The following is a 23,124-nucleotide window of genomic DNA, read 5'->3' as shown; positions in this document are numbered from 1 at the left end:
AAGGCTGCCGCAATGCGGCAGCCTTTTCTGTGCTAAAATAAAGGAAAGAGAGGTGTTTCCTATGACAATCCTTGCTTCTTTTGCGGTCCCCCATCCCCCCATCATCCTGCCGGAAGTGGGCCGGGGGGAGGAGAGAAAAATCGCCGCCACCACCGCTGCCTATGAGGCAGTCATGAAACAGGCGGCGGAGCTCCATTCGGATACCCTGATCATCACCAGTCCCCATGCGGAAATGTACCTGGACTACTTCCACATGGCCCCGGGCCGGAAGGCCCAGGGGAACTTCGCCCAGTTCCGGGCCCCCCAGGTGGAGATTTCCGCAGCCTATGACCAGGAGCTGGCATCCCTGATTGCCGACGAAGCGGAAAAAGCCGGGATCCCGGCGGGTTTTGAAGGGGAACGGAATCCGGACCTGGACCACGGCACTATGATTCCCCTGTATTTCTACCGGAAATACGGCTCCCTGGACCAGGTGAAAGTGGTCCGGATCGGCCTGTCCGGCTTCGGCCCTGATGTCCATTACCTTTTCGGCCGGTGCATCCGGGACGCGGCGGACAAGCTGGGCCGCCGGGCGGTGTTCATCGCCAGCGGGGACCTGTCCCACAAACTGAAGGAGGACGGTCCCTACGGCTATGTGCCGGAAGGTCCCGTCTTCGACCGGCAGTGCACGGAAGCCCTGGGCCAGGGGGACTTTTTCCGGCTCCTGACCCTGGACCACTCCCTGTGCACCCGGGCGGCGGAATGCGGCCTCCGCTCCTTCTGGATCATGGCTGGTGCCTGGGACGGCCGGGACGTGGCCTCCCGTCTCCTGTCCTATGAAGGACCCTTCGGGGTGGGCTACGGAGTGGCTTCCTTCCTGCCCCAGGGACCGGATCCAGCCCGGCAGTTCCTTCCTCCGCTGCTCCAGGCGGAGAAGCAGCAGCGGGAGGACCGGATCGCCCGGGAAGATCCCTATGTGAAGCTGGCCCGGCTGTCCGTGGAAACCTGGGTGAAACACCGGGAAATGGCCTCCCTGCCGGCCCATCTCCCCCCGGAGATGCTCCAGACCCGGGCAGGTGCCTTTGTCTCCCTCCATCTCCATGACCAGCTCCGGGGCTGCATCGGTACCTTTCTGCCCACCCAGGCCAATGTGGCGGAAGAAATCCTCCGGAACGGGATCTCCGCCGCCTCCCGGGATCCCCGGTTCCCGCCGGTACGGCCGGAAGAACTGCCCTTCCTGGAATACAATGTGGATGTGCTCAGCACCCCGGAACCGGTTTCCGGACCTGAAGGGCTGGATCCCCGGAAGTACGGCGTCATTGTAAAAAGTGCCCGGGACGAACGGAGAGGCCTTCTGCTGCCGGATCTGGACGGAGTGGATACAACGGAGGAACAGATTGCCATCGCCCGTCAGAAAGGAAATATAGCGGCCACAGAGCCTGTCCAGCTGTACCGGTTCCAGGTGGTGAGACACAGATGACGGAAACAGACGCCCTGCTCACCTGCCCTCTCTGTCCCTATCACTGCCGGCTGGCCCCGGGGCAGACCGGCTTCTGCCGGGCCCGCTCCAACCGGGACGGACGCATCCTGCCGGACAATTACGGCTTCCTCACTTCCCTGGCCCTGGACCCCATCGAGAAAAAGCCCCTCCGCCGGTTCCATCCCGGCAGCCAGATCCTGTCCCTGGGCAGCTGGGGCTGCAGTCTCCGGTGTCCCTTCTGTCAGAACGCCTCCATTGCCCAGGCCGGACCGGAAACCGCCCGGCTCCGTCTGGATCCGGAGCAGCTGCTGGCCCTGGCCCTGGAATACCGGGAAAAAGCCGGCAGCATCGGAGTGGCCTTTACCTACAACGAGCCCCTGGTGGGCTATGAATATGTCCGGGACTGTGCCCGTCTGCTGAAAGAGTACGGCCTTGCCACGGTCCTGGTGACCAACGGATTTCTGTGCCGGGAGCCCTGGGAAGCCCTGCTTCCCCTGGTGGACGCCGCCAACATCGACCTGAAAGGGTTCACCCCGGAGTTCTACCAGTGGCTCCAGGGGGATCTGGAAACAGTGAAGACCAATATCCGGCTGGCAGTGGAAGCCGGCTGCCATGTGGAAGTGACCACCCTGGTGATCCCGGGGAAAAATGACGGAGAGGAAGACATGGAAAAGGAGGCCCGATGGCTGGCCTCCCTGTCCCCGGATCTCCCCCTCCACATTTCCCGGTACTTCCCCCGCTGGCACCTGGACCTGCCCCCCACCCCGGTGGAAACGGTGTACCATCTGGCCGCTCTGGCCAGGAAATGGCTGAAGTACGTGTATGAGGGGAATTGCTGAAAAAAGGAGGCTGTTGCCTGGGCAACAGCCCCTTTTAGTCGGAAGTCAGGAGTCGGGAGTCGGAAGCCTCAGGAAAGGATCCGCCTGGTTGGACGGATCCTTTCGATTATATAGAACCAGACTCGAAATCGACCTGGGATATCATTTCGTCCAAAGGTTTTGCACATTTAAAAATTTGCCTGCAAATTTATCATTCGGCTCCAGACTTCAGACTCCCGACTTGAGCCGCTATGCGGCTCTATAGCTAGGGAGCTGTTGCACAAAACGCGCAACAGCTCCTTCTTCTTTATCTCCCCCACCCTGCCTTCTGCTGGATGGGCGGACGTTTTTTATCCTGATTCTGCTGACGGTGTCTCCGTTCTTCCTCTTTTCTTCTCCGTATCTCCGCTTCCCGTCTCTTTCTGGCTTCCGCATCCCGTTTCTTCTGGATTTCCTTCTGACGTTTTTCGAAAGCCTTCTGGTTCCCGTTGTCCCGGCATTCCATCCGGGGGCCCTGGTTGTCCCAGGGGGTGGCGGCTTCGGCTTTGGAGCTTGCCATAGCGCTGGCTCCCAGCACCAGGGTCACCCCCAGCAGGAAGACGCTGGTGATTTTTTTGAAACGGTTCTTCATGGTCTCATAAGGTTTGGCCATGGCATAGGTCACGATTTTCGTCATAATGGTTCCTCCTTCAGTCCAGCAGCTGCTGGATGGGATTCAGTTTATGGACCTGTCCGTGCAGGACCTGTCCGCTTTGGGCATCCACCAGGAACTGGTAGCCCATGCCGTCTTTTTCACACCGGGCCAGATACACCCCCGGGAAAGCATTGGCCGCCTTGGCCATTTCCGGACGGGGCATCCCCGGCTGCCGGGAAGTGGCTCCGGTCCGGCTGTCATTCCGGTTTTCCCTTTCTCCGTTCTGCCCGGACTGGCCATCCGGACGCTGTCCCTGGACATCCCCCTGGCCGGGACGGCCGTTCTGGCTGCCAGGCTGACCGGGCTGGCCATTCTCTCCTGGCTGACCCTGGCGGTTTTCAGCCTGCCGTCCGGCTCCTTTCCGGTCTTCAGACTGGCGTTTGCCGTCTTTTTTCTCCTGTTTCTTTTCCTTCCTGCTGTCCTTCCGGTGTTCCTTCTTTTCTCCCGGTTTCCGGTCATCCAGAGTAATGCTCTGGAAAGTGATGGAGGAAGGATCCGTTCCCAGGGTGCTGGCAATGCTTTCCTTCACCGCATCAGTGGACACCAGGGTAATATTCTGCTGGGCCGCCATGTTCTGGAGCATCCGGGTCTTGGCCTGGGCTTCCTGGAGCCTGGCTTCCGCCTTGGCCTTGTGCATGGCGAACTTGCCTCCCCCGGCCACAATGGCCAGGGCCACAAGGCACCCGGCGCCTTTCTTCAGCCGCTGAGGGGTGATCTGTTTCCGGCCCCATTGTGCTGCTTCAACCAAACGTGCTTTGCATTGTTCCATTTTTTCCTTTTCCATAACAAACCCTCCTCAGATGGATGCTGTGTTTTCCTTTTGATGGTTACAGTATAGGGGAGGAAGATGAAAAAGGAATGAAAAGCCAGAAGGTGCTTCCCTTTCCCACCTGGCTTTCGGCGCCGGCTTTGCCTTTCATCAGTTTGGCGGCGGCGGCCACGAAGGAAAGCCCCAATCCCAGGCCTGTGTTCTGTTTCTTGTTCCGGGAAGGATCCGCCTGGTACAGCCGGTTCCAGATCTTATCCAGTTCCTCCCGGGGCAGGCCGTTCCCATCATCGGTAATGGAAAGCCGGACGCCTCCCTCGGCTTCTTCCAGTCTCACCTGGATCCGGGTCCGGGTGAACTTCAAGGCATTGTCCAGATAGTTGCTGAGGATCCGGTTCAGCAGCGGTTCATCCCCCAGCACCTGAAGATCCGGAGCGATCCGGGCCTCCCACTGGAATTTCCCCGCCTGGGGCAGCTTCTGATAATCCTCCAGGGTCTCCCGGACCAGCCGGCTCAGGTCCACCGGCACCAGTTCCAGATTCTTCCGGTTCCCCAGCCGGGACAGTTCCAGCAGCTGGTTGATCAGCTGGCTCATCCGCCGGGACTGCTGGAAAATATGCTGGAATTCCTCCCGGGCTTCTTCCAGATTGTCCGTATAATCCTTGCCGAATTCGCTTTCCGCCATGATCACCGCCGTGGGAGTCCGCAGTTCGTGGGACACATCGGAAGTGAACCGTTTCTCCCGTTCCAGGAGTTCTTCGATCTGTCCCAGCATCCAGTTGAAGGTCCGGCCCATCTGGTGGATCTCATCCCGGCTGTCGTCCAGGGGGATCCGCTGGGACAGGTCCCCGGTTTCCCCAATGGCCCGGGCCGCCTCGCTGATGGCCCTGACCGGAGCAAAACTCCGTTTGATGATCTTGTAGCCCCCCAGGGTCACCAGGATCAGGAACAGGGGCAGGGCAATCAGCGCCCCCAGCAGCATGGCCTGATGGTACCGGGCATACACCGTATCCGCCAGATAGCCCCGGATGAACCGGCCCGGCCCGTGGTATGTCCCTTTCCGGAATTCCTCCCGATCCGGCCGCAGGGGCAGATCCAGATAATGATAGGGCACCCCATTGATCACCACCGGCTGAGGTCCCCGGCCAAACACGGGCTCCTTCGGATGAGGCGCGTTTTCCGGTTCCGTCCCCTGAAGCAGATTTCCCCGATCGTCCCGTAAGGCCAGATACACATTGTCATCATAGGCCCGGAATTTCCCCCCTTTTTCCATATACCGGTCCCCGGCTTTTTCCACCGCTTTGGTCAGGCTCCGGGTGGCGGTCCGTTTTTCATAATCCGCCCCCATTTTCAGGATCACCCCGGTGAAAAGCAGCAGGATGATGGACAGGAACAGGGTGTACCACAAAGTGACCCGGAGGGAAACCGGGAGACTCTTCAGCTGCTTCCACCTTTTTTGCAGCCAGTGACAGACGGCTGTTTTATACTTTAAGGACATAGCCGGTGCCTCTTACGGTGTGGAGCAGTTTGGGTTCGAAATCTTTGTCGATTTTTTTCCGCAGGGTCTTGATGTACACATCCACCATATTGGAATACCCTTCATAGGAAAAATCCCAGGCGTGTTCCAGGATCTGTTCCCGGGACAGGACCGTCCCCTGGTTCCGCAGGAGATAATCCAGCACGGAGAACTCCTTGGGAGTCAGAGAAATCTCCTGGCCTCCCCGGGTCACCTGATGGGTCCGGGTATCCAGGGTGAGATCCGCCAGGATCAGCTGGGTCCGGGCTGTCTGCTGGGCATTGCTCCGCCGGAGCAGGCTCCGGATCCGGGCCAGCAGCTCATCGAATTCAAAAGGCTTCACCAGGTAGTCATCTCCCCCGGCATCCAGGCCGGTGACCTTGTCCTGGGTGCTGTCCAGGGCCGTCAGGAACAGGACGGGCACCCGGCTGCCCTTTTCCCGGATCTTCTTCACCAGGGTCAGCCCGTCCATTTCCGGCATCATGATATCCACGATCAAAAGATCGTATTCCGCGGCGTCCAGATACTCCAGGGCTTCCTTCCCGTTGAAGGCGCAGTCCACGGAGTAGGCTTCGATCTTCAGCCGTTTGGCGATGATTTTATTCAGCGTGGGTTCATCTTCCACCACAAGGATTTTCATGCAGCATCCCTCCCATACTTCTACATTGTACAGGATAGCAGAGGAAAATGAAAAGCCAGTGAAGGGTGGATCTGCAGAAGAACTCCTATTGATTATAGTTAGTGTAACCTAAAATATTTTCACCAGGTTATAAGCCGCATTTTTCCTTGTTTTTTAACAGAAATAGAGTACAATATCTACAGGGGAGAAACAATGGCAGAAAAATTTTTAAAAGTTTTTTCGAAAAAAGCTTGCATCCCTAGTGGATGTATGCTAGAATTGCTCCTGTAAGTAAAGACTAACCGCATTGTCTTTATTTTTTTCAAGGCTAATGGTTATGATTTCCTAACCATTAGCCACTCCCCTTGCTTATTGTCTTTGAGGACCTTCCTACCGATGGTCTTCAGCTCATTGTCATAAAGGAAACACCGGGTTGTGTGCCCCGGTGCCTCCACTCCCTCTCTGGGAGGGACCGCCACTCCTCAGGCCCTCCCCAACCGACCCTTTTTTATTGTCAACCTTCAAACAAAAACAGCGGCAGAGAAGCGCAGCTCTGCCGCTGTTTTTGTTGGGGCTGTTGCATGCGCAACAGCCCCTTAGTCGGAAGTCAGGAGTCTGAAGTCGGAAGCCTCAGGACAGGATCCGCCTGGCTGGACGGATCCTTTTGATTATGTAAAACCAGAATCGAATTCAATCTGAGCGACCATTTCGTCTAAAGGTTCTACATATTCAAAAATTTGCCTGCAAATTTAACATTCGGCTTCAGACTTCAGACTCCAGACTTGAGCCGCTATGCGGCTCTACAGCTAAGGGGGTGTTGCACGGAACGTGCGACACCCCCTTTTTTTTACATCTGGAACACACCCATGATCCCGGCAGCAAATACGGTGATGATGCTGAGGATCCACAGATAGGGAGCGGAGAATTTCAGCTGTTCCTTCAGGGATACCCCGGCCATGCCGATCAGCAGCCAGGTGGTGGCGTTGTGAGGAGTCACCATGATGCAGAAGTCTTTCCCGATCAGCATGCTCATGGCAATATCGTGAGCGGCCACCCCGAACTTCTCCGCCACCCCGATGCACAGAGGCATGAAGCCGAAGAAGAAGGAGTCGGTGCCCAGCATCATGCCGAAAGGCACGGACAGGCAACCCATGACGGTGGCCAGTTTGGGCCCCAGGGCATCCGGCATAATGTAGATCAGGATATTGGCCATGCTCTTCATCATCCCGGTGCCGTTCAGGATCCCCAGGAAGATCCCGGTGGTCAAAAGGATCATGGGAGTCAAAAGAGCCGCGGAAGCATGGCGTTTCACCGCGTTGGCCTGCTCCTTGGCGGAACGGAAGTTGATGATCAGGGCAGCGGCCAGGCCGATCATGAAGGCGCCGTAGAGAGGAATCTTGGTGAAGCACATGAGCAGGATGACCACCAGGGTCACCAGCCAGTTGATCCACACCAGTTTGGGCCGTTTCAGGCTGGGATCAGCCGGCGCATCGTTCCCGGCCATGCTCAGGTCTTCACTGAGTTCCGCAGCCTTCCCGGTGGGGTTCAGGCCGGCGCCCCGTTTCTTTTCCAGGAGGCCCAGGTAAATGCAAAAGGCCAGCACAATGATCAGGCCCACACCCTGGAGAGGCAGCAGTTCATGCCACAGGATGCTGGCATCGGTTTTCAGGATAATGGCAGTACGGGCCACAGGGCCGCCCCAGGGGGTCAGGTTCATGATACTGATGGCGGCGGAAATGATGCAGCACAGCACCACAGGACGGATGTGGAGCTTTTTGTACAGGGGCAGCATGGCAGGGACGGTGATCAGGCAGGTCCCGGCAGTAGTGCCGTCCAGGTGGGCGATGGTGGCGATGATCCCGGTGGCGATGGTGACCAGGACAATGTTGTTCCCGGCTTTCTTGGCCAGGAAGTTCATGAGAGGATCGAACATGCCCACATCATTCATCAAAGCAAAGTAAACAATGGAAAACAGGAACAGGATGGCGGTGGACATGGTGGTGCCCACGCCTTTTTTGATGAAGGCGAATACTTCTGCAGGGGCAAAACCGCAGAGCAGGGCAATGATAATGGGGAATGCCACGAAAATGGGGATGGCATTCATCTTGGAGGAGATCAGACAGTACACGACCAGTCCGATCAGGACGAAACCAGCAATACCTAACAACATGTTGTACTCCTTTCTGCCAGGAAGCAGGAGAAGGAAGGGCCTGTGCCCGCCTTCTCCTCTTCAGGTTGGACGGCAGATCTTATTTTTTGCTGCCTGCGTAGTAGTTGATCAGACAGCCTGCAGCCAGGATGTCTTTCTGGGAGGGTTCCACACTGCCCAAGTGCAGGGTGATCTCCCCGGTCTTCTTTCCGTCCCGGATCAGGAAGCCCTTGTATTCATCCTTGTCACTCAGGAGGATTTCCCGAACATTGGGGACATAGACCAGATCCCCCACCGCCAGTTTCCGGGAGTCTTCATAGGAAGTCAGGAACGGCAGCATTCCCCAGTTCATCACATTGCTGCGGTACCGTTTGGTGGCATATTCCAAGGCAATGTTGGCTGCCCCGCCCAGTACCCGCTGGCAGGAAGCCGCCTGTTCCCGGGCGGACCCATCACCCGGTTTGTTGGCATAGACCACCGAACCTACAGAAGTATCTTTCTCCATCTGGTCCACAGATTCCTGCAAACACAGAGCATTTTTTACAGAACTGTACAGATTGTTCAGTTCTTCACAGTTTTCCCCGTCCTGCCGGGCTTTTTCCAGGGTCCGGACAGCTTTGGCGCGTCCCACATATTCCGGCACCTTCCGGCTCAGGGCAAATTCGCTGAGGGCATAGGGATCGCTCCGGTAGGAAGAGGTTTCCCCGGAGGGGATCAGTTCGTCGGTGGTGGTCACCGGATCATCGATCCAGGCAGCCACTTTCAGCAGCAGGTTCTTGTTGAGCTTTTCAATGGAAGGCCAGGGTTTGATGGAAGGTCCGTACACCAGCTCTTCCTTTTTGTCCGGCTGGCCGATGCCGTCGAACACCTTGTGGTCATAGGGCAGGCTGTCGTAATGGTAAGCCGGCACGCTGTCGTCGTAGTCCACCTCCGTGGCCGGGGTCAGGGCCCCATGGTTGGCCGCCGTGGCTGCCACGCTCCGGGCATCCATCAGGGCTACGGAAGCGATCTGTCCCTTGCCAGGCTTGCTCCCTTCCCGGTTGGGGAAGTTCCGGGTGGTGTGCCGGACGCTGAATCCCTTGTTGTTGGGAGTATCCCCAGCGCCAAAGCAGGGGCCGCAGAAAGCGGACCGGACCACGGCGCCGGCGTCCATGAGATCTGCCAGGGCTCCGTTGCGCATCAGTTCCATATAGATGGGATGGCTGGAGGGATAGACGCTGAAGGCGAACCGTTCGCTGCCGATGCTCTTTCCTTTCAGGATATGGGCGGCCGCCACCAGGTTTTCGTACAGACCGCCGGAGCAGCCGGCAATCAGACCCTGGTCGCAGTGCATCTTCCCGTCATAGTATTTGTCCGCCAGACCCAGGGACAGTTCCTTGTTGTCCAGCATGTTCACTGCCTGTTCTTCGATTTCCGCCAGCAGGTCTTTGCCCCCTTCGTTCAGTTCCTTGATGGTGTACACATGACTGGGATGGAAGGGCATGGCAATCATGGATTCCACCTTGTCCAGATCCACCACCACGGCTCCGTCGTAGCAGGCCAGATCTCCCGGTTTCATTTCCTTGTAGGCTTCCGGACGGTGGTGGAGTTCCAGGTAGTCCTTTACGGTGGTGTCCGTGGACCAGATGGTGGTCAGGCAGGTGGTTTCCGTGGTCATCACGTCGATGCCGTTCCGGAAGTCCATGGACAGGCCGGCGATCCCCGGTCCCATGAATTCCATCACCTTGTTCTTCACGAAACCGTTTTTGAAAACGGCTTTTTCAATGGCCAGAGCCACATCCTGGGGCCCTACCCCATGGCGGGGTTTCCCTTTCAGATAAATGGCGATCACCTGGGGCCGCTGGACATCGTAAGTATGGCCCAGGAGCTGCTTCACCAGTTCCGGACCTCCTTCCCCGATGGCCATGGTGCCGAAGGCCCCGTACCGGGTGTGGCTGTCGGACCCCAGGATCATCTTCCCGCCGCCGGCCATCCGTTCCCGCATGTATTCATGGATGACGGCCATATGGGGCGGTACGTAAAGACCTCCGAACCGCTTCACGGCAGACAGGCCGAAAACATGGTCGTCCTCGTTGATGGTGCCCCCTACGGCGGCCAGGCTGTTGTGGCAGTTGGTCAGGATGTAGGGGATGGGGAAATGGTCCAGGCCGCTGGCAATGGCCGTTTGGATGATCCCCACATAGGTGATGTCATGGCTGGTGAGAGCATCGAACTTCAGATGGAGGTCTTCCATCCCGCTGCCCTGCTGGTGGGCTTCCATCACCTGATAGGCCAGGGTCTTCTTCACCCCTTCCGCCCGGTCGGCTTTAACCCCCTGGGCAGCCAGTTCCTGCTCCGTCAGCAGCTGTCCATCTCTGTAATATACATTCTCGTGGATCAGTTCAACCATTTTTGTCCTCCTCCAAAATTCCGATTCAATTGTGCACAGCCTTATCATAGAATTGTCTGTGAAATAACACAAATACGTGTTTATTTGTATCAGCCATCAAATTATTCTATGGCTAATTTGAAACTACCGGCAGGCGGTTTCAAGGTTTTCCACAATTGGGAGAACCGGGACAGGTTCTTTCCATGGGCTTGAGACTCGAGACCCCAAAAAGGGACTGCTGCTCATGCAACAGTCCCTTTTGGGTTTGCTGGTTTCCAAGAGGCGACGCTCTCTTTCGAGATCTGCCCGCTGTCCCCTCTTTCCCTTTCAGTGTACCTGTTCCCGACCTAAAAAACAAATAGGATTTTATTCGGTTTTGCGATAAAATATATTTATCCTTTTAAACCCTGAAGGAGGCCCCCTTATGGACAACAAAGACATCCTGCTGCTGAAGACCCTCTACGAAGAAAAGAACATCACCCACACCGCCAAGCGGCTGTTCCTGTCCCAGCCGGCCCTTACCGACCGGCTGAAACGGCTGGAGGCGGAATTCGGCTGTACCCTGTTCCTCCGCCAGCCCCGGGGGATTCAGTTCACTTCGGAAGGAGAACTGCTGTACCGGTTCTTCCTGAAAACTGAAGCCTCCTACCTGAAGATCCGGGACACCCTGTCCGACGCCAGGGTCCACCCGGCCGGCACCCTGTCCATTGCCTGTTCCAACGTGTTCGCCAAATACCATATGCCCCGGATCCTGACCCAGTTCCGGCAGACCTACCCCCGGATCGAAATCCACATGAAAAGCGGGTTCAGCCATGACCGGTACCGGGACTTCCTGGAAGGGAAATACCATGTGTGCATTGTCCGGGGCGGCCACAACTGGAACGAAGAAAAACGGCTCCTGTGGCAGGATCCTCTCTGTGCCTTCAGCCGGGACCCTCTGAACATGGATCTGCTGCCCAGCTATCCCTACATCCATTACATCACCGACCCCATGCTCCAGAACGTGCTGGACGAATGGTGGTACGCCCACTACCGGAAGCCCCCCTTCACCATCATCGAAACCGATGCCATGGACACCTGCCTGAAAATGGTCCAGGAAGGACTGGGATTCACCCTGCTCTCCCGGAGCTGCGGCCAGGACACTCCCCAGGTCCACCCTACCGTGCTCACCACTGTGGAAGGCCAGCCCCTGATGCGGGAAACCTGGATGTACTACCGGAAAAACTACCATCTTCTGGCCAGCGTCCGGGCCTTTGTGGATTTCATGAAGGAGAAGTATTAAAGGAGGTGTCGCACGTTCCGTGCAACACCTCCTTAGCTGTAGAGCCGCATAGCGGCTCAAGTCTGGAGTCTGAAGTCTGGAGCCGAAGGTTAAATTTGCAAGCAAATTTTTGAATATGTAGAACCTTTGGACGAAATAAACTCTCAAATTGATTTTGATTCTGGTTTTACAGAATCAAAAGGATCCGTCCAGCCAGGCGGATCCTTTCCTGAGACTTCTGACTTCGGACTCCTGACTCCCGACAAGGGCGTTACCGCTGGAAATTCCAGCCGATATTCCAGCAGCGGCCGGCCACAGCTCCGGTTTCCAGATACAGGGCATTCCGAAATTCAAACAGGATGGGTTTCATTTTTTCATAATCCGGTTTGTTCTGTTCGTTCAAATATTTTTCTTCCACATAAGTGTGTACCGGTTCCAGGATATAATTGTTGAACTGCCCCACTTCCACCTTCCGGATCACACGACAGGTCATCACCAGCGGAGCATTGTCCGGGATGGGCGCTCCCTTCACCTCATCGAAATGATGGGGGAATACCTGGGACTTATCTTCAGCAGCTCCTTTATGCATGCCACAGTAATCAGCTGCTGCCAGGATTTCCCGGTTCACCAGACTCACCGATACGGTGCCGTTGGTTTCGATTCCCCGGACAGAAAATTCATGAGCCTTGTCCACACTGATCAGGAAACGGGTATGTTCCACGACCCCTACATGGGCAATGGTCAGCCAGTTCACCCGTCCTTCCACAACAGTTCCCACTACAGTCACTGGCGTGGGGTACAGCCCCATAACCGCACCAATCTCTTTTTGCATATGATTTTCCTCCTGTTTTCTTGTATTTCGTGATTGACTGTGCTAATATTATCCCCAATCTTTCTAAATCACAAGAATGCACTTTTAAGTGATATACTATCTTTTAAGAAACCATAAGGAGACCCCCATGAACGAAAAAAAATACAACTGTCCCGTGGAAGCGGCCCTGAGCCAGTTGGGAGGCAAATACAAGGCCATCATCCTCTATTATCTGCTGACGGAAAACGTCCTGCGTTTCAGCCAGATCCAGCGCCATATCCCCCGGGCCACGGCAAAAATGCTCACCCAGCAGCTCCGGGAGCTGGAAGGAGATGGACTGATCCACCGCACGGTCTATCCGGTGGTCCCGCCCAAGACGGAATATACCCTGACATCCCGGGGAGAATCCCTCCGTCCCGTTATTTTCGCCATCTGCGACTGGGGGCGGGAATACATGGCCGGGACCTTTTAACTCCAGCAGTTCCCTTTTGGAAACTTATATACAAAAAAGTACATACTTTCCATCGAAACCTTTTCTGTCTACAATAAAAGGAAAAAACAAGGAGTGGATCATATGAACCGTTTTGTCAAACTTTGTCTCACCGCTATGCTGGTTCTTCCCCTCGGTATACTGTCAGCCCAGCCTGTTTCGGCAGCCTCTGCCAAAGGAAAGATCCTGCTGATCGCCTCCAGCGAAAATACGCTGGAACTGGCCAACCATACAGCCATGCCTACCGGCTTTTTCCTCAATGAACTGGCCGTACCCGCCGAATATCTTACGGAAAAAGGCTGGCAGATCGTCCTGGCCACCCCGGAAGGAAAGGCCCCTGCCATGGATCAGGGATCCAATGACAAAAAGTTCTTTCAGGGCAGCGAGAAAGAACGGGCCAAAGCGGAAGCCTTCGCCCAAAGCCTGCAGCCCATCTCCTTCCAGCAGGTACTGAAAAACGGACTGGATCAATATGATGCCCTGTTCATCCCTGGGGGCCATGCTCCCATGGGCAGTCTGATGGAAAACCGGGAACTGGGAACCATCCTGAAAGATTTCCACGCCAAACAAAAGCCCACTGCCATGATCTGCCATGGACCCGCCGCTTCTCTGGCAGCCCTGCCGGATCCCGCCGCCTACCGAAAGGCCCTGGTGGAACGGGACGTAAAAAGCGTCCTTTCTCTGGGCAAGGGTTGGATCTATGACGGCTATGCCATGACCGCTCTTTCTGATGCGGAAGAATGGCCGGGCGAAATAGCCAAAGGGACGGAAATGCCCTTTCATCTGGAGCAGGCCCTCCAGCTGTCCGGTGCCCGTATCCAGGTCCAAGGCATGAGCCAGAGCCATGTGGTAAAAGACCGGGAACTGATCACCGGCCAGAACCCGGCCTCTGATCTGGAACTGGCCAAAGCACTGGAAAAAGCGTTGGAAAAATAAAAAAGGGGGTGTTGCCTGGGTAACACCCCTGTCAACGGTCAACAGCCAAAGAAAGCCAGCATCGCTGGCTTTGAACTTAGGCAAAATGAGTTTGGCCGGTCAGTGTCTTTATAAATTCAAAATCAATTTGGAAAAATTGATTTCCACCGGCCGCTGACAGCTGACCGTTGGCCGCTGACAAAAAAAGACTGTGAAGAAATGTCTTTTCCATTTCTTCACAGTCTTTTTTACATATGCTGCATCCCGCCCATCTGATGCATTGGAGCGGGCATAGGCTGCCAACCGGTAATGGTGGGATCCACCATGCCGAACACCATGGCCACGTGGCTCACCACCAGGAACCCGATCAAAAGACCGAAATGGCGCAGGGTCCGCTGCTGACCCGTGAGATACTTCCCTGTAATTCCCAGTTCCATGAGAGCAATGGCCCCCAGGGGAACGATTCCCAGCAGATAGGCCACGATGGCCAGCTGGTCCGCCCAGCCCTTCCAGTGGATTCCGGGCACAACGTTCACCAGAAGATACAGCACCACTAGGGCAAAATACACTCCGGCAGCAATTCCCAGCCAGTGATTCCAGGTCTTCCAGCCCGCCGCTTTGCCGTTGTAATAGGTGGTGTAGAATTCCGTGGCCACCAGGGATTCCGCCAGCACCACCGGGATCACCATAAACAGGATCAGGTTCCAGGGCTGGTTGGCCGCCAGCAGATCCATATAATTCGTCATAACCATTGCACATCGCTCCTTTTCAGCAGTTCCTTAAAATCATAGTTGTATTATAGGGATAGAATGTGCAGATGGTGGGAAGAGAATATGAAGAAAATATGAAGGGGTTGTTGCCTGGGCAACAGCCCGGTCAACGGTCAGCTGTCAACGTTCAACGGCCGCTGACCATGGACCGCCAACAGGCCGGCAGCCTGTGCAGCCGGCCCTACAATTCCACCACAAACTCCGCCCCGCCCTCTTTCCGGTTCCGGGCAGTGATGGTCCCGCCCTGGGCTTCCACAAAGCTTTTGGCCAGAGAGAGCCCGATACCGCTGCCTCCAGAAGCCCGGTTCCGGGATTTGTCTCCCCGGTAGAACTGTTCAAAGATATGGTCCAGGTCTTCTGGCGCGATACCCGGCCCCTCATCAGCAATGGTCAGACGCACCCGCTTCCCAGCCGCTTCCGTCTGCAGCAGGATGGCCGTCCCAGGATGGGTATACCGGATGGCATTGGTGATCAAATTGTAGAGGATCTGGTTCACCCTATCCGGATCCAGCTGCCGCACCGGAAGAGAAGGTGCCATATTTTTGACGAAATGGAGCCTCTTTTCTTCCAGCAGCGGTTCCAGCAGCTCCGCCGCCCGTTCCGCCTTTTCTCCCAAATCCACCGGCTGGAGATGGAGTTCCAATTGATGCACCTGGGCCAGGGAAAGATCCCGGAGATCCCCCACCAGCCGGGTCAGCCGCATGACTTCTTCCTGCATGGAAAACAATTTCTCCGGCTCCGGTTCTTCCACTCCGTCCAGCATGCTTTCCAGATGCCCCTGGAGCACCGCCAGGGGCGTTTTCAGTTCATGGGCGATATTGGCCAAAAATTCCTGCCGGTTGCTTTCATTGGCAGCCAGCTCGGCGGACATCTGGTTGAACACTTCCGCCAGCTGGCCCACTTCATCCTGGGTATCCACCGGGACTTCCTGTTTCAGGTCCCCCTGACGGATCTTTTCCGCCGCCTGGGACAGCTGCCGGAGAGGCCGGGTGATGTTCCCGGACAGGAAATAGCTGACCACCAGCCCCACTCCTGCAAACAGGAAGCCAATCCACCACAGTGACTGGTGATAGGATTCCACAAAAGTCCGTTCCGCCGCCCCCAGCATCATCCGGTGGTGCATGCCTCCCATGCCCATGCCGCCCCCCATCATCCCACGGCCCATGCCCCGGCCATAGCCGCCGGCTCCCTGCTGGCCCGCCAGGGCGGAAGGATCCTGAAGATACTGGAAAAAGTGAGTTTCCATCTGCTGGCTGCAGATGGAAATCACAATCAGGGCACAGACCAGGATCAGCAGGAAAGTGCTCACCATCATTTTGTTCCGTACACTGTGAAAGCGCATGGCCTCAGCCTCCGAATTTGTAGCCGATCCCGTACACCGTCAGGATGTACCGGGGATTTTTGGAATCCGGTTCGATTTTCCGCCGCAGGTTCCGGATGTGGGCATCAATGGTCCGTTCATAGCCGTCAAAGGCAAATCCATGGCTGTTTTCCATTAATTGCAGCCGGTTGTAAACATGGCCAGGGCTTTTCATAAGGACTTCCAGCAGGCTGAACTCAATGGGAGTCAGTTCGATGGATTTCCAGGTGCCGTCCCCTTCCTGGCGCAGCAGCAGATGCCGGTCCAGATCCAGCTCCAGATTCCCGGCCCGGATCACTGTTTCCGGTTTTTCCTGCTTCTGCTGGCCATAGGCTCCGTAGGTCCGCCGGAGCAGGGCCCGGACCCGGGCCACCAGTTCCCGCATGCTGAAGGGTTTGGTCACATAGTCATCCGCCCCCAGTTCCAGTCCCATGAGCCGGTCGAATTCCGCATCCCGGGCCGTGAGCATGATAATGGGCACAGTGCTTTTCTGCCGGATGGTCCGGCACACGTCCCGGCCGTCAATTTTGGGCAGCATCAGGTCCAGCACCAGCAGCTGGGGCTGTTCCTGTTCAAAGACCCGGAGGGCCTCCTCCCCGTCCCGGGCGGAAAACACCGTAAATTGTTCTTTTTGGAAATAGTTCACCAGAAGATCCAGCAGCTTGGGATCATCGTCCACCAGCAGTACAGAGTAGTTGTCCATAAGCGCCTCCTTGTTGGAGACATTATATAAAAAGGGGGTGTTGCTGTGCAACACCTCCTTTTTTCAGCTCTGCTGCCCCTGGCCGTTGTCTTCCCAGCAGGGGGGCCGGTCCTGGTTCCAGCAGCCGCCCCGGCGGCCGGCTCTCCGATGATGTCCGTTCTGCTGATAGTAAGGGCATCCAACCTGGTTGTCCAACGTTTGTACAACCGGCTGATTTTCCGTTACCGCTTCCGCTGCATGAACCGGAGATACCGCCAGCAAACGGGGTCCGGCAATGCTTCCTGCTGCAAAGAATGCTGCTGCCACTGCCAGAGTCTTGAATTTGGTTGTCATGATGGATCATCCTTTCTTTCTCATCCAGGAGGGTGGGTTTCTTTTTCCTTTGTCTTTATTATACCCGTTCCCTGTGCAGGAGTTGTTGGGGAAATATGAAGAAAATATGAAGAGGGAGGCACGGAACGTGCCCCCTCTGTCAGCGGCCCCCTACTTCAGGCTTTCGTAGATCCGTGCCAGATTCTCTTCCATCTGGACCAGATAGTCTCCTTCCCCTTCTCCCCCTTCCAGGGTGTGGATGGGCACCACTTTGGCTCCCACTTCCCGGGCCAGGGATTCACTGGTCTTGGGGCTTACCGCCGCTTCAGTGAAAATGGTCCGGACCTGATGGGCCCTGCAGTATTCCACCAGGCTGGCCAGCTGCCGGGCATTGGGTTCTCCGGAGGCAAAGACGCCTTCCACGCTGTTCTGTTCCAGGCCGAAATCCCGGCACAGATAGGCAAAGGCTGCATGACCGGTGACGAATTCCTTCCGGGGGAGATCCTGGAATTTCCCTTTGTAGGCAGCTTCCAGCTGCCGGAGACGGCCGATGAACTTTTCTCCGTTTGCCTGGTAATAGCCGGCGTTGACCGGATCCGCCTGGGACAGGCCCCGGACAATGGCCGCCGCTTCCACCTGAGCACAGGCAGGGCTCAGCCAGGCATGGGGATCATACTGGCCGTGTTCCCTGGCTTCCTCGGCATCCTCATTGGCAATGGGAGTCACTTCCCGGGCCGCCACCACCTGGACCAGGTCCCGGTTTTCCGCCGCCTTCACCATTTCTTCCGCCCAGGGTTCCATACCCAGTCCCTGGATCACCAGGACCCGGGCCCGGCTCAGGTCCTTCATGCTTTTGGTGGTGGGCTGGAATTCATGGGGCTCCGTCCCTTCCGGGATCAGGGTGGTCACCGCCACCTTGTCCCCTCCGATGGCTTCCGTCATTTCCTTCATGGCATAGAAACTGGCCACCACCGGCAGTTTCCCCTCTTTCGTCTTTTCCGGGGCCGTCTTTCCCCCGCATCCCGCCAGCAGCACCAAAGCCCCCGCCAGCAGCAAAAATAAAATCCGTTTCATTGATTGTTTCCTTTCCTTTTGCATATCCCTGTAATGGCTAAAGCAAAATCGTGGGGAAATGCAAACCATTTGCATTTTCGCGAAAGATATCATATCATATAGAGTATCGTCCGTCAATAAACGCAAATGATTTGCATTTGCGCCATTATACTGGAAAGAGGTCGTACCATGCTTCAAATATCCCATCTGTCCTTTGCTTATGAGCAGGGACCCTATCTGCTCCATGACCTGTCCATGGAAATCCATGACGGGGACTATGTGGCCATTGTAGGAGAAAACGGCAGCGGCAAAAGCACCCTGGTAAAGCTGATCCTGGGGCTCCTGTCTCCCAGCAGCGGCACCATCTCCTGCACCTTCCGCCGGCCCGCCTATGTGCCCCAGCCTACGGACATGATCAACAAGCAGTTTCCCATTACTGTCCGGGAAGTCCTGGACTATACCCGGAAAGTCCTCCAGATCAAAGACCGGAATGCGGTGGACCGGGCCCTGGACCGGATGCACATCTCTTCTCTCCAGGATCATCTCATCGGTGCCCTCTCCGGCGGTCAGTACCAGAAGGTGATGATTGCCAAAGCCCTTTTGGGAAAGCCGGATCTGATGATTTTCGATGAACCTTCCACCGGCATGGATCTGAAAAGCCAAGATGACCTGTATCCCCTGATCCATCATCTCAACGAAGAACGGGGGATCACGGTGATCACTGTAGAGCACAACCTGCGGTATGCCGCCCACAACGCCTCCAGCTTCTTCCATGTGGTCCGGGGCCAGGGGCATTTCTGCACCCCCCAGGAATACATCCGGGAATACCTGGCAGAAAACGGAGGTGACTGCGCCCATGTTTGATTACGCCTTTATGCGGAACGCCCTGGCGGTGTCCCTGCTGATTTCCCTTATCTGTCCCCTGATCGGCACCTTCCTGGTGCTCCGCCGGTACTCCATGATCGGAGACGCCCTGAGTCATGCGTCCCTGGCAGGGGTGGCCACCGGTCTCCTGTTCCATGCCAACCCCATTATCAGCGCCTTCTGTGTCACTTCCTTCTTCGGCCTGCTGATCGAAGTGCTCCGGGAAAAATTCCGCCGGTATGCAGAACTGACCCTGGTGATCGTCCTGTCCCTGTCCGTGGGCATCGCCATTACCATCATCAGCTCCGGCCTGGTCCACGCCAATGTGGATTCCTTCCTGTTCGGCAGCATCCTGACCGTAACCCAGGGAGAAGTGACCACCGTGGCCATCCTGACCGTGGTGTCCCTCCTGGCCATTTTCAGCCTGTTCCCCCAGCTGGTGCTCCTTTCCTTTGATGAGGACGGCGCCCGGATCCTGGGCGTGAAGGCCCGGGCCATCAACTATGTGTTCTCCCTTCTGGTGGCTGCCACCATTTCCGTGTCCATCCGGATCGTGGGGATCCTGGTGATCAGCTCCCTGATCGCCCTGCCGGTGGCCACCGCCCTCCAGCTCCGTCAGGGATTCAAGAGAACCATGGCCCTGGCGGTACTCTTCAGCTTCCTGGACGTTATGGCCGGTCTCTTTGCCTCCTATTACATCGGAGCCGCCCCAGGGGGAATCACGGCCATTGTGTCCGTCCTGCTCCTTCTGCTGGTCCTCTGTTTCCAGACCCGGCGCCAGAAACGGCAGGTGCGCCATGGATAAGAACGGATCTCCCCTGGACGCCCGGCAGCTGATCCGCCGGGCCGGCCTGAAATGCACCCAAGCCCGGTGCCAGGTGCTGGAACTGCTCCTGGAACAGCGGGAAGTCCTCAGTGCCGACGATATTTATGAAAAACTCCTCCAGGCCGGAGCCAGCCTGAATTTTTCCACCGTGTACCGGATCCTGGAAAGCTTCACGGAAAAGAAGCTGACGGAAAAGGTCCTGCTGCCCCAAAGCCGGAAATACGGGTTCCTGCTGTACACCCTCAGCCACACCCACCACCTGATCTGCCTGGGCTGCCACAAAGTGGTGAACATCGACGGCTGCCCCCTCCACGGCTTCGAAGAAGAACTGGCCCAAAAGACCCGGTTCGAAATCGTGGGCCATTATCTGGAGCTGTACGGATATTGTGAAGAGTGCAGGAAAAAGGGGCGCTACTGAGCAGCGCCCCTTAAAGCCGTTCTGCCCCTTCAAGCGGCAGAACGGCTTTTTATCAATCCCCACACCGGAAGCAGAATCAGATACACTCCCAGGACCACGGAGCTGTGAGGGGCTCCGGTGGTGTCCAGGATGGTGGCGCAGGCAATGGACCAGGGAATCAGAGGAGAAATCACCACCGCCGTGTTCTCCAGGTCCAGGGCCAGCTGTTCCCGGTCCTTCACAAAGGGACTGCACAGCTGGTGGGTGAGCACGATGCTCAGGGTCTGGTTGCAGGACACCATGCCGGTAAACAGGGCGGCCAGGATGATGGCCGGATAGGTCCCCGCCTTCTCCTTCAGCTGCTGGAACAGTCCCTCGATGCCTTTCAGCAGCCCGGTGCCCTTGAAGATGCCTCCGAAAGAAGCGGACAGACACACAATGGAGGCCACCCGGACCATGGAGGTGATGCCCCCGCCGCTGAGCATCCCTGCGTATTCCGGGTCTGACAGATGATAGCCGGTGGCCAGGATCCGGACCAGATAGGCCCAGGGCCAGCCCTGGACAAAATGGCACAGGAGCAGGGCAAGGAAGATGCTTACGGCCATGTTCTTCTTCACGGACACCCGGAAGAAGCTCAGCACCAGGATGCTCACCGCCGGCAGTACCAGCCAGGGAGTGAAATGGTAAATGTCATACAGACCGCTGACCATGGCGCCCACCTGGCCCATACCCGGCAGCCACAGGCCCAGCCCCAGATAGAACAGGCTGGCCAGGGCAAAGGGGACCAGGGCAAACCGGGCCATGTTCCCGATGTTTTTGTAGATGTCCGTTCCTGTAAGCACGCTGACCAGAAGGGCACTGGTGGAAACCGGAGACATCCGGTCTCCGAAATAGGTGCCGGACAAAATGGCGCCCCCGCTGTAAAAAGGAGAGATCCCCAGGGTCTCCCCGATGGACAGGGTAATCACCCCCATGGTGGCCGCCGTGCCAAAGGACGTCCCCAGCAGGAAGGATACGGCGCAGTTCAGCCAGAAGGTAAGCAGCAGGAACACGGAAGGCCGGATGAACCGGACCGCCAGGGCAATGATGTAGCCGATGGTGCCGGAAGCCCGCCAGGCCGCCGTCAGCATGCCAATGAGGATGAACACCAGGAAAATGGTCTTCACTGACAGGACTCCCTCCCAGGCCATTTTCAGCACGGCCCCGAAAGAGTGCCCCCGGTACAGTCCATAACCGAAAAACAGCAGGAACCCTACAAACAGCGCCCCCAAAAGGGGCAGTCCCGTAAAAATAAACAAAAAAAGCACGAGGCAAAAAGCCCCCAGGATAAGATTTTCCATAACTTGTGATAACTCCGTAAAAACTGTCAATGGTCAGCGGTCAATGGTCAATGGCCATTGACAAAGGGTGTTGCCCAAAGGCAACACCCTCATTATATCACGTAATCGGTGCCGGATTGAAGATGCACAGATCGTTGTGGAAGCCGTACTGATCGCTGTAGGGCTTCTTCTTTCCGCTGGCCACATCCAGGATGAACCGGAAGATCTCCGTGCCCACTTCCGGGATGGTGGCTTCCCCGGTGGCCACCCCACCGGCAGAAATATCGATCATGTCGAACCAGTTGTCCTTCATTTCGTTCCGGCTACACACCTTGATCACCGGGGCAATGGCCAGGCCGTAGGGGGTGCCCCGTCCGGTCATGAACACCTGGAGCCCGATCCCCGAAGCCAGCTGGCTGGGGCCGCACACAATGTCGCTGGCAGGAGTGGCTGCATAGATCAGCCCGTGTTTGGTGGGTTTTTCCGCCGGGGACAACACTTCCACAATGGGACTGGTGCCGCTTTTGGCAATGGACCCCATGGCCTTTTCCACAATATTGGCCAGGCCGCCCTTTTTGTTCCCCGGAGTGGGGTTGGCATCCCGGTCCACACCCCCATCAGCCAGGTAGTCGTCGTACCATTTCATTTCCGCCGCCAGTTTGTCCCGGACTTCCCGGTTCACGCACCGGGCCGCCAGCATGGGCACCCCGTCCCGGACTTCCGTCACTTCACTGAACATCACCGTGGCGCCGCCTTTTACCAGCATGTCCGCCGCGTAACCGGCACTGGGATTGGCGGTGAGCCCGGAAAAGGCATCGGAGCCGCCGCACTGGAGCCCCACCACCAATTCACTGAGAGGCAGTTCTTCCCGCCGGCGCTGCTCCAGTCTTTGGAGCTTCTTTTCCGCCATGTCCAGGATGGCCTGCATCATGGCGTCATGGCCGTGGCAGTCCTGGAGGGTCAGGCAGTTGTCCGGATTGATTTCTTCCGGTTCCAGCAGCCGGTCATAGGTGAGCTTTTCACAACCCAGGCCGATGAGCATGATTTCCCCGCCGAAATTGGGGTGCCGGATCAGGTTCCGGACCGCTCGGATGGGGATCTTGGCCATGGGAGCGTTGATGGCCACCCCGCAGCCATAGGGATGGTTCACCGCCACCACATCATCCACATGGGGATACTTGGGCAGCAGTTCCCGGCGGATCCGGTCCACTGCCACATTCACCACCCCGGCGGCACACTGGACGGTGGTCACCACCCCCAGCAGGTTCCGGGTGCCTGCCGGACCCTTTTTGTTCCGGTAGCCCCACCAGGTGGTCTGGACCGGATCCGGCAGTTCTTCCGGCGGAACGATGTGGGTGGCATAGGGCAGATCATGGAGGGCCGGACTTTCCGGCAGGTCCAGCATGTGTTCGTTGATCCAGCTGCCCTTGGGGATGGCGTCCTTGGCATAGCCCAGGACCACCCCGTAGCGGATGATCTCTCCCCCTTTGGGAATATCCTCCAGGGCGATTTTGTGGGCCTGGGGAATGGGCTGGAGGGAAACCACTCCCGGCAGTACTTCCGTGCCCACCGGCAGGTCATGGACGGCAATGGCCACATTGTCCTTGTCCTTGACCTTGATTACAAGAGGTGCAGTCATAGGATTTCTTCCTTT

At 56.9% G+C, this 23,124-nt stretch carries 22 protein-coding genes; 8 read left to right on the top strand and 14 right to left on the bottom strand.

Annotated elements, in window-relative coordinates; genetic code table 11:
* The first annotated feature begins 61 nt into the window (after positions 1-61).
* Together amrA and amrS are read left to right on the top strand one after the other, a co-directional pair.
* Entirely contained in the window at positions 62-1,459 is a 1,398-nt protein-coding gene (gene amrA / locus ACZOF8_RS07965) for an AmmeMemoRadiSam system protein A (RefSeq protein WP_022487898.1), read from the top strand.
* Complete coding sequence (gene amrS / locus ACZOF8_RS07960) at positions 1,456-2,298, top strand: AmmeMemoRadiSam system radical SAM enzyme (protein WP_487426747.1); 843 nt, start codon at positions 1,456-1,458, stop codon at positions 2,296-2,298. The genes amrA and amrS overlap by 4 nt, the downstream gene beginning before the upstream one ends.
* A 286-nt stretch (positions 2,299-2,584) precedes the next feature.
* On the opposite strand, the gene ACZOF8_RS07955 is transcribed toward amrS, so the two are convergent.
* The 6 genes from ACZOF8_RS07955 to ACZOF8_RS07930 all read right to left on the bottom strand — a co-directional run bounded on the left by ACZOF8_RS07955 (position 2,585) and on the right by ACZOF8_RS07930 (position 10,410).
* Positions 2,585-2,953 carry a hypothetical protein gene (locus tag ACZOF8_RS07955; RefSeq protein WP_487426746.1) on the bottom strand — a complete coding sequence of 123 codons (369 nt, stop codon included), beginning with the start codon at positions 2,951-2,953 and terminating at the stop codon, positions 2,585-2,587.
* Between the two features lie 13 nt (positions 2,954-2,966).
* Complete coding sequence (locus ACZOF8_RS07950) at positions 2,967-3,755, bottom strand: hypothetical protein (protein WP_487426745.1); 789 nt, start codon at positions 3,753-3,755, stop codon at positions 2,967-2,969.
* 43 nt (positions 3,756-3,798) lie between these two features.
* A complete protein-coding gene (locus tag ACZOF8_RS07945; protein ID WP_154488446.1) occupies positions 3,799-5,235 on the bottom strand; it encodes a sensor histidine kinase in 1,437 nt (478 codons plus the stop codon).
* Positions 5,219-5,893 carry a response regulator transcription factor gene (locus tag ACZOF8_RS07940; RefSeq protein WP_022487893.1) on the bottom strand — a complete coding sequence of 225 codons (675 nt, stop codon included), beginning with the start codon at positions 5,891-5,893 and terminating at the stop codon, positions 5,219-5,221. Before ACZOF8_RS07940 ends, ACZOF8_RS07945 begins: the two co-directional genes overlap by 17 nt.
* 826 nt (positions 5,894-6,719) lie before the next feature.
* A complete protein-coding gene (locus tag ACZOF8_RS07935) occupies positions 6,720-8,042 on the bottom strand; it encodes a CitMHS family transporter (RefSeq protein ID WP_022487892.1) in 1,323 nt (440 codons plus the stop codon).
* Between the two features lie 79 nt (positions 8,043-8,121).
* Positions 8,122-10,410 carry a hydratase gene (locus ACZOF8_RS07930; protein WP_022487891.1) on the bottom strand — a complete coding sequence of 763 codons (2,289 nt, stop codon included), beginning with the start codon at positions 10,408-10,410 and terminating at the stop codon, positions 8,122-8,124.
* A 403-nt stretch (positions 10,411-10,813) separates the two neighbouring features.
* Between ACZOF8_RS07930 and ACZOF8_RS07925 the strand changes: the two genes are divergently transcribed.
* Positions 10,814-11,671: a LysR family transcriptional regulator gene (locus ACZOF8_RS07925; protein WP_022487890.1), complete on the top strand. Its 858-nt coding sequence runs from the start codon at positions 10,814-10,816 to the stop codon at positions 11,669-11,671.
* 250 nt (positions 11,672-11,921) lie between these two features.
* Here ACZOF8_RS07925 and ACZOF8_RS07920 read toward each other — a convergent pair whose 3' ends face one another.
* Positions 11,922-12,482, bottom strand: a complete 561-nt coding sequence (locus ACZOF8_RS07920; RefSeq protein ID WP_022487889.1) for a flavin reductase family protein — start codon at positions 12,480-12,482, stop codon at positions 11,922-11,924.
* 127 nt (positions 12,483-12,609) lie between these two features.
* Between ACZOF8_RS07920 and ACZOF8_RS07915 the strand changes: the two genes are divergently transcribed.
* Positions 12,610-12,933, top strand: coding sequence for a winged helix-turn-helix transcriptional regulator (locus ACZOF8_RS07915; protein WP_022487888.1), 324 nt, complete (start codon positions 12,610-12,612; stop codon positions 12,931-12,933).
* A gap of 102 nt (positions 12,934-13,035) precedes the next feature.
* Positions 13,036-13,887, top strand: coding sequence for a type 1 glutamine amidotransferase domain-containing protein (locus tag ACZOF8_RS07910; protein ID WP_487426744.1), 852 nt, complete (start codon positions 13,036-13,038; stop codon positions 13,885-13,887).
* Between the two features lie 227 nt (positions 13,888-14,114).
* Here ACZOF8_RS07910 and ACZOF8_RS07905 read toward each other — a convergent pair whose 3' ends face one another.
* The 5 genes from ACZOF8_RS07905 to ACZOF8_RS07885 form a co-directional block, all read right to left on the bottom strand.
* Positions 14,115-14,618, bottom strand: coding sequence for a DUF6803 family protein (locus ACZOF8_RS07905; RefSeq protein ID WP_487426743.1), 504 nt, complete (start codon positions 14,616-14,618; stop codon positions 14,115-14,117).
* 199 nt (positions 14,619-14,817) lie between these two features.
* Complete coding sequence (locus ACZOF8_RS07900) at positions 14,818-15,978, bottom strand: sensor histidine kinase (protein WP_487426742.1); 1,161 nt, start codon at positions 15,976-15,978, stop codon at positions 14,818-14,820.
* A gap of 4 nt (positions 15,979-15,982) precedes the next feature.
* A complete protein-coding gene (locus tag ACZOF8_RS07895) occupies positions 15,983-16,699 on the bottom strand; it encodes a response regulator transcription factor (protein ID WP_022487884.1) in 717 nt (238 codons plus the stop codon).
* Between the two features lie 63 nt (positions 16,700-16,762).
* Positions 16,763-17,032 carry a hypothetical protein gene (locus tag ACZOF8_RS07890; protein ID WP_022487883.1) on the bottom strand — a complete coding sequence of 90 codons (270 nt, stop codon included), beginning with the start codon at positions 17,030-17,032 and terminating at the stop codon, positions 16,763-16,765.
* Positions 17,033-17,182: 150 nt separating this feature from the next.
* Positions 17,183-18,085 (bottom strand): metal ABC transporter solute-binding protein, Zn/Mn family, encoded by a 903-nt coding sequence (locus ACZOF8_RS07885; RefSeq protein ID WP_022487882.1) that lies wholly within the window; start codon positions 18,083-18,085, stop codon positions 17,183-17,185.
* Positions 18,086-18,253: 168 nt separating this feature from the next.
* Between ACZOF8_RS07885 and ACZOF8_RS07880 the strand changes: the two genes are divergently transcribed.
* Genes ACZOF8_RS07880 through ACZOF8_RS07870 form a run of 3 tightly spaced genes read left to right on the top strand, consistent with a single transcriptional unit; the run spans position 18,254 to position 20,172 of the window.
* Positions 18,254-18,928 carry a metal ABC transporter ATP-binding protein gene (locus tag ACZOF8_RS07880; RefSeq protein WP_022487881.1) on the top strand — a complete coding sequence of 225 codons (675 nt, stop codon included), beginning with the start codon at positions 18,254-18,256 and terminating at the stop codon, positions 18,926-18,928.
* On the top strand, positions 18,921-19,733 hold the full coding sequence (locus ACZOF8_RS07875) for a metal ABC transporter permease (RefSeq protein ID WP_022487880.1): 813 nt from the start codon (positions 18,921-18,923) through the stop codon (positions 19,731-19,733). Before ACZOF8_RS07880 ends, ACZOF8_RS07875 begins: the two co-directional genes overlap by 8 nt.
* Positions 19,726-20,172 carry a Fur family transcriptional regulator gene (locus tag ACZOF8_RS07870; protein WP_022487879.1) on the top strand — a complete coding sequence of 149 codons (447 nt, stop codon included), beginning with the start codon at positions 19,726-19,728 and terminating at the stop codon, positions 20,170-20,172. The genes ACZOF8_RS07875 and ACZOF8_RS07870 overlap by 8 nt, the downstream gene beginning before the upstream one ends.
* Positions 20,173-20,201: 29 nt before the next feature.
* Here the strand turns inward: ACZOF8_RS07870 and ACZOF8_RS07865 are convergent, their stop codons facing one another.
* Complete coding sequence (locus ACZOF8_RS07865; RefSeq protein ID WP_195839642.1) at positions 20,202-21,458, bottom strand: Na+/H+ antiporter NhaC family protein; 1,257 nt, start codon at positions 21,456-21,458, stop codon at positions 20,202-20,204.
* Between the two features lie 130 nt (positions 21,459-21,588).
* Positions 21,589-23,109 carry a galactarate dehydratase gene (gene garD, locus ACZOF8_RS07860; protein ID WP_022487877.1) on the bottom strand — a complete coding sequence of 507 codons (1,521 nt, stop codon included), beginning with the start codon at positions 23,107-23,109 and terminating at the stop codon, positions 21,589-21,591.
* Positions 23,110-23,124 lie beyond the last annotated feature (15 nt).

Source organism: Acidaminococcus sp. (assembly GCF_057597765.1).
Note: the sequence above shows the minus strand (reverse complement) of the source record. Positions and strands in the feature narration are given on the sequence as shown.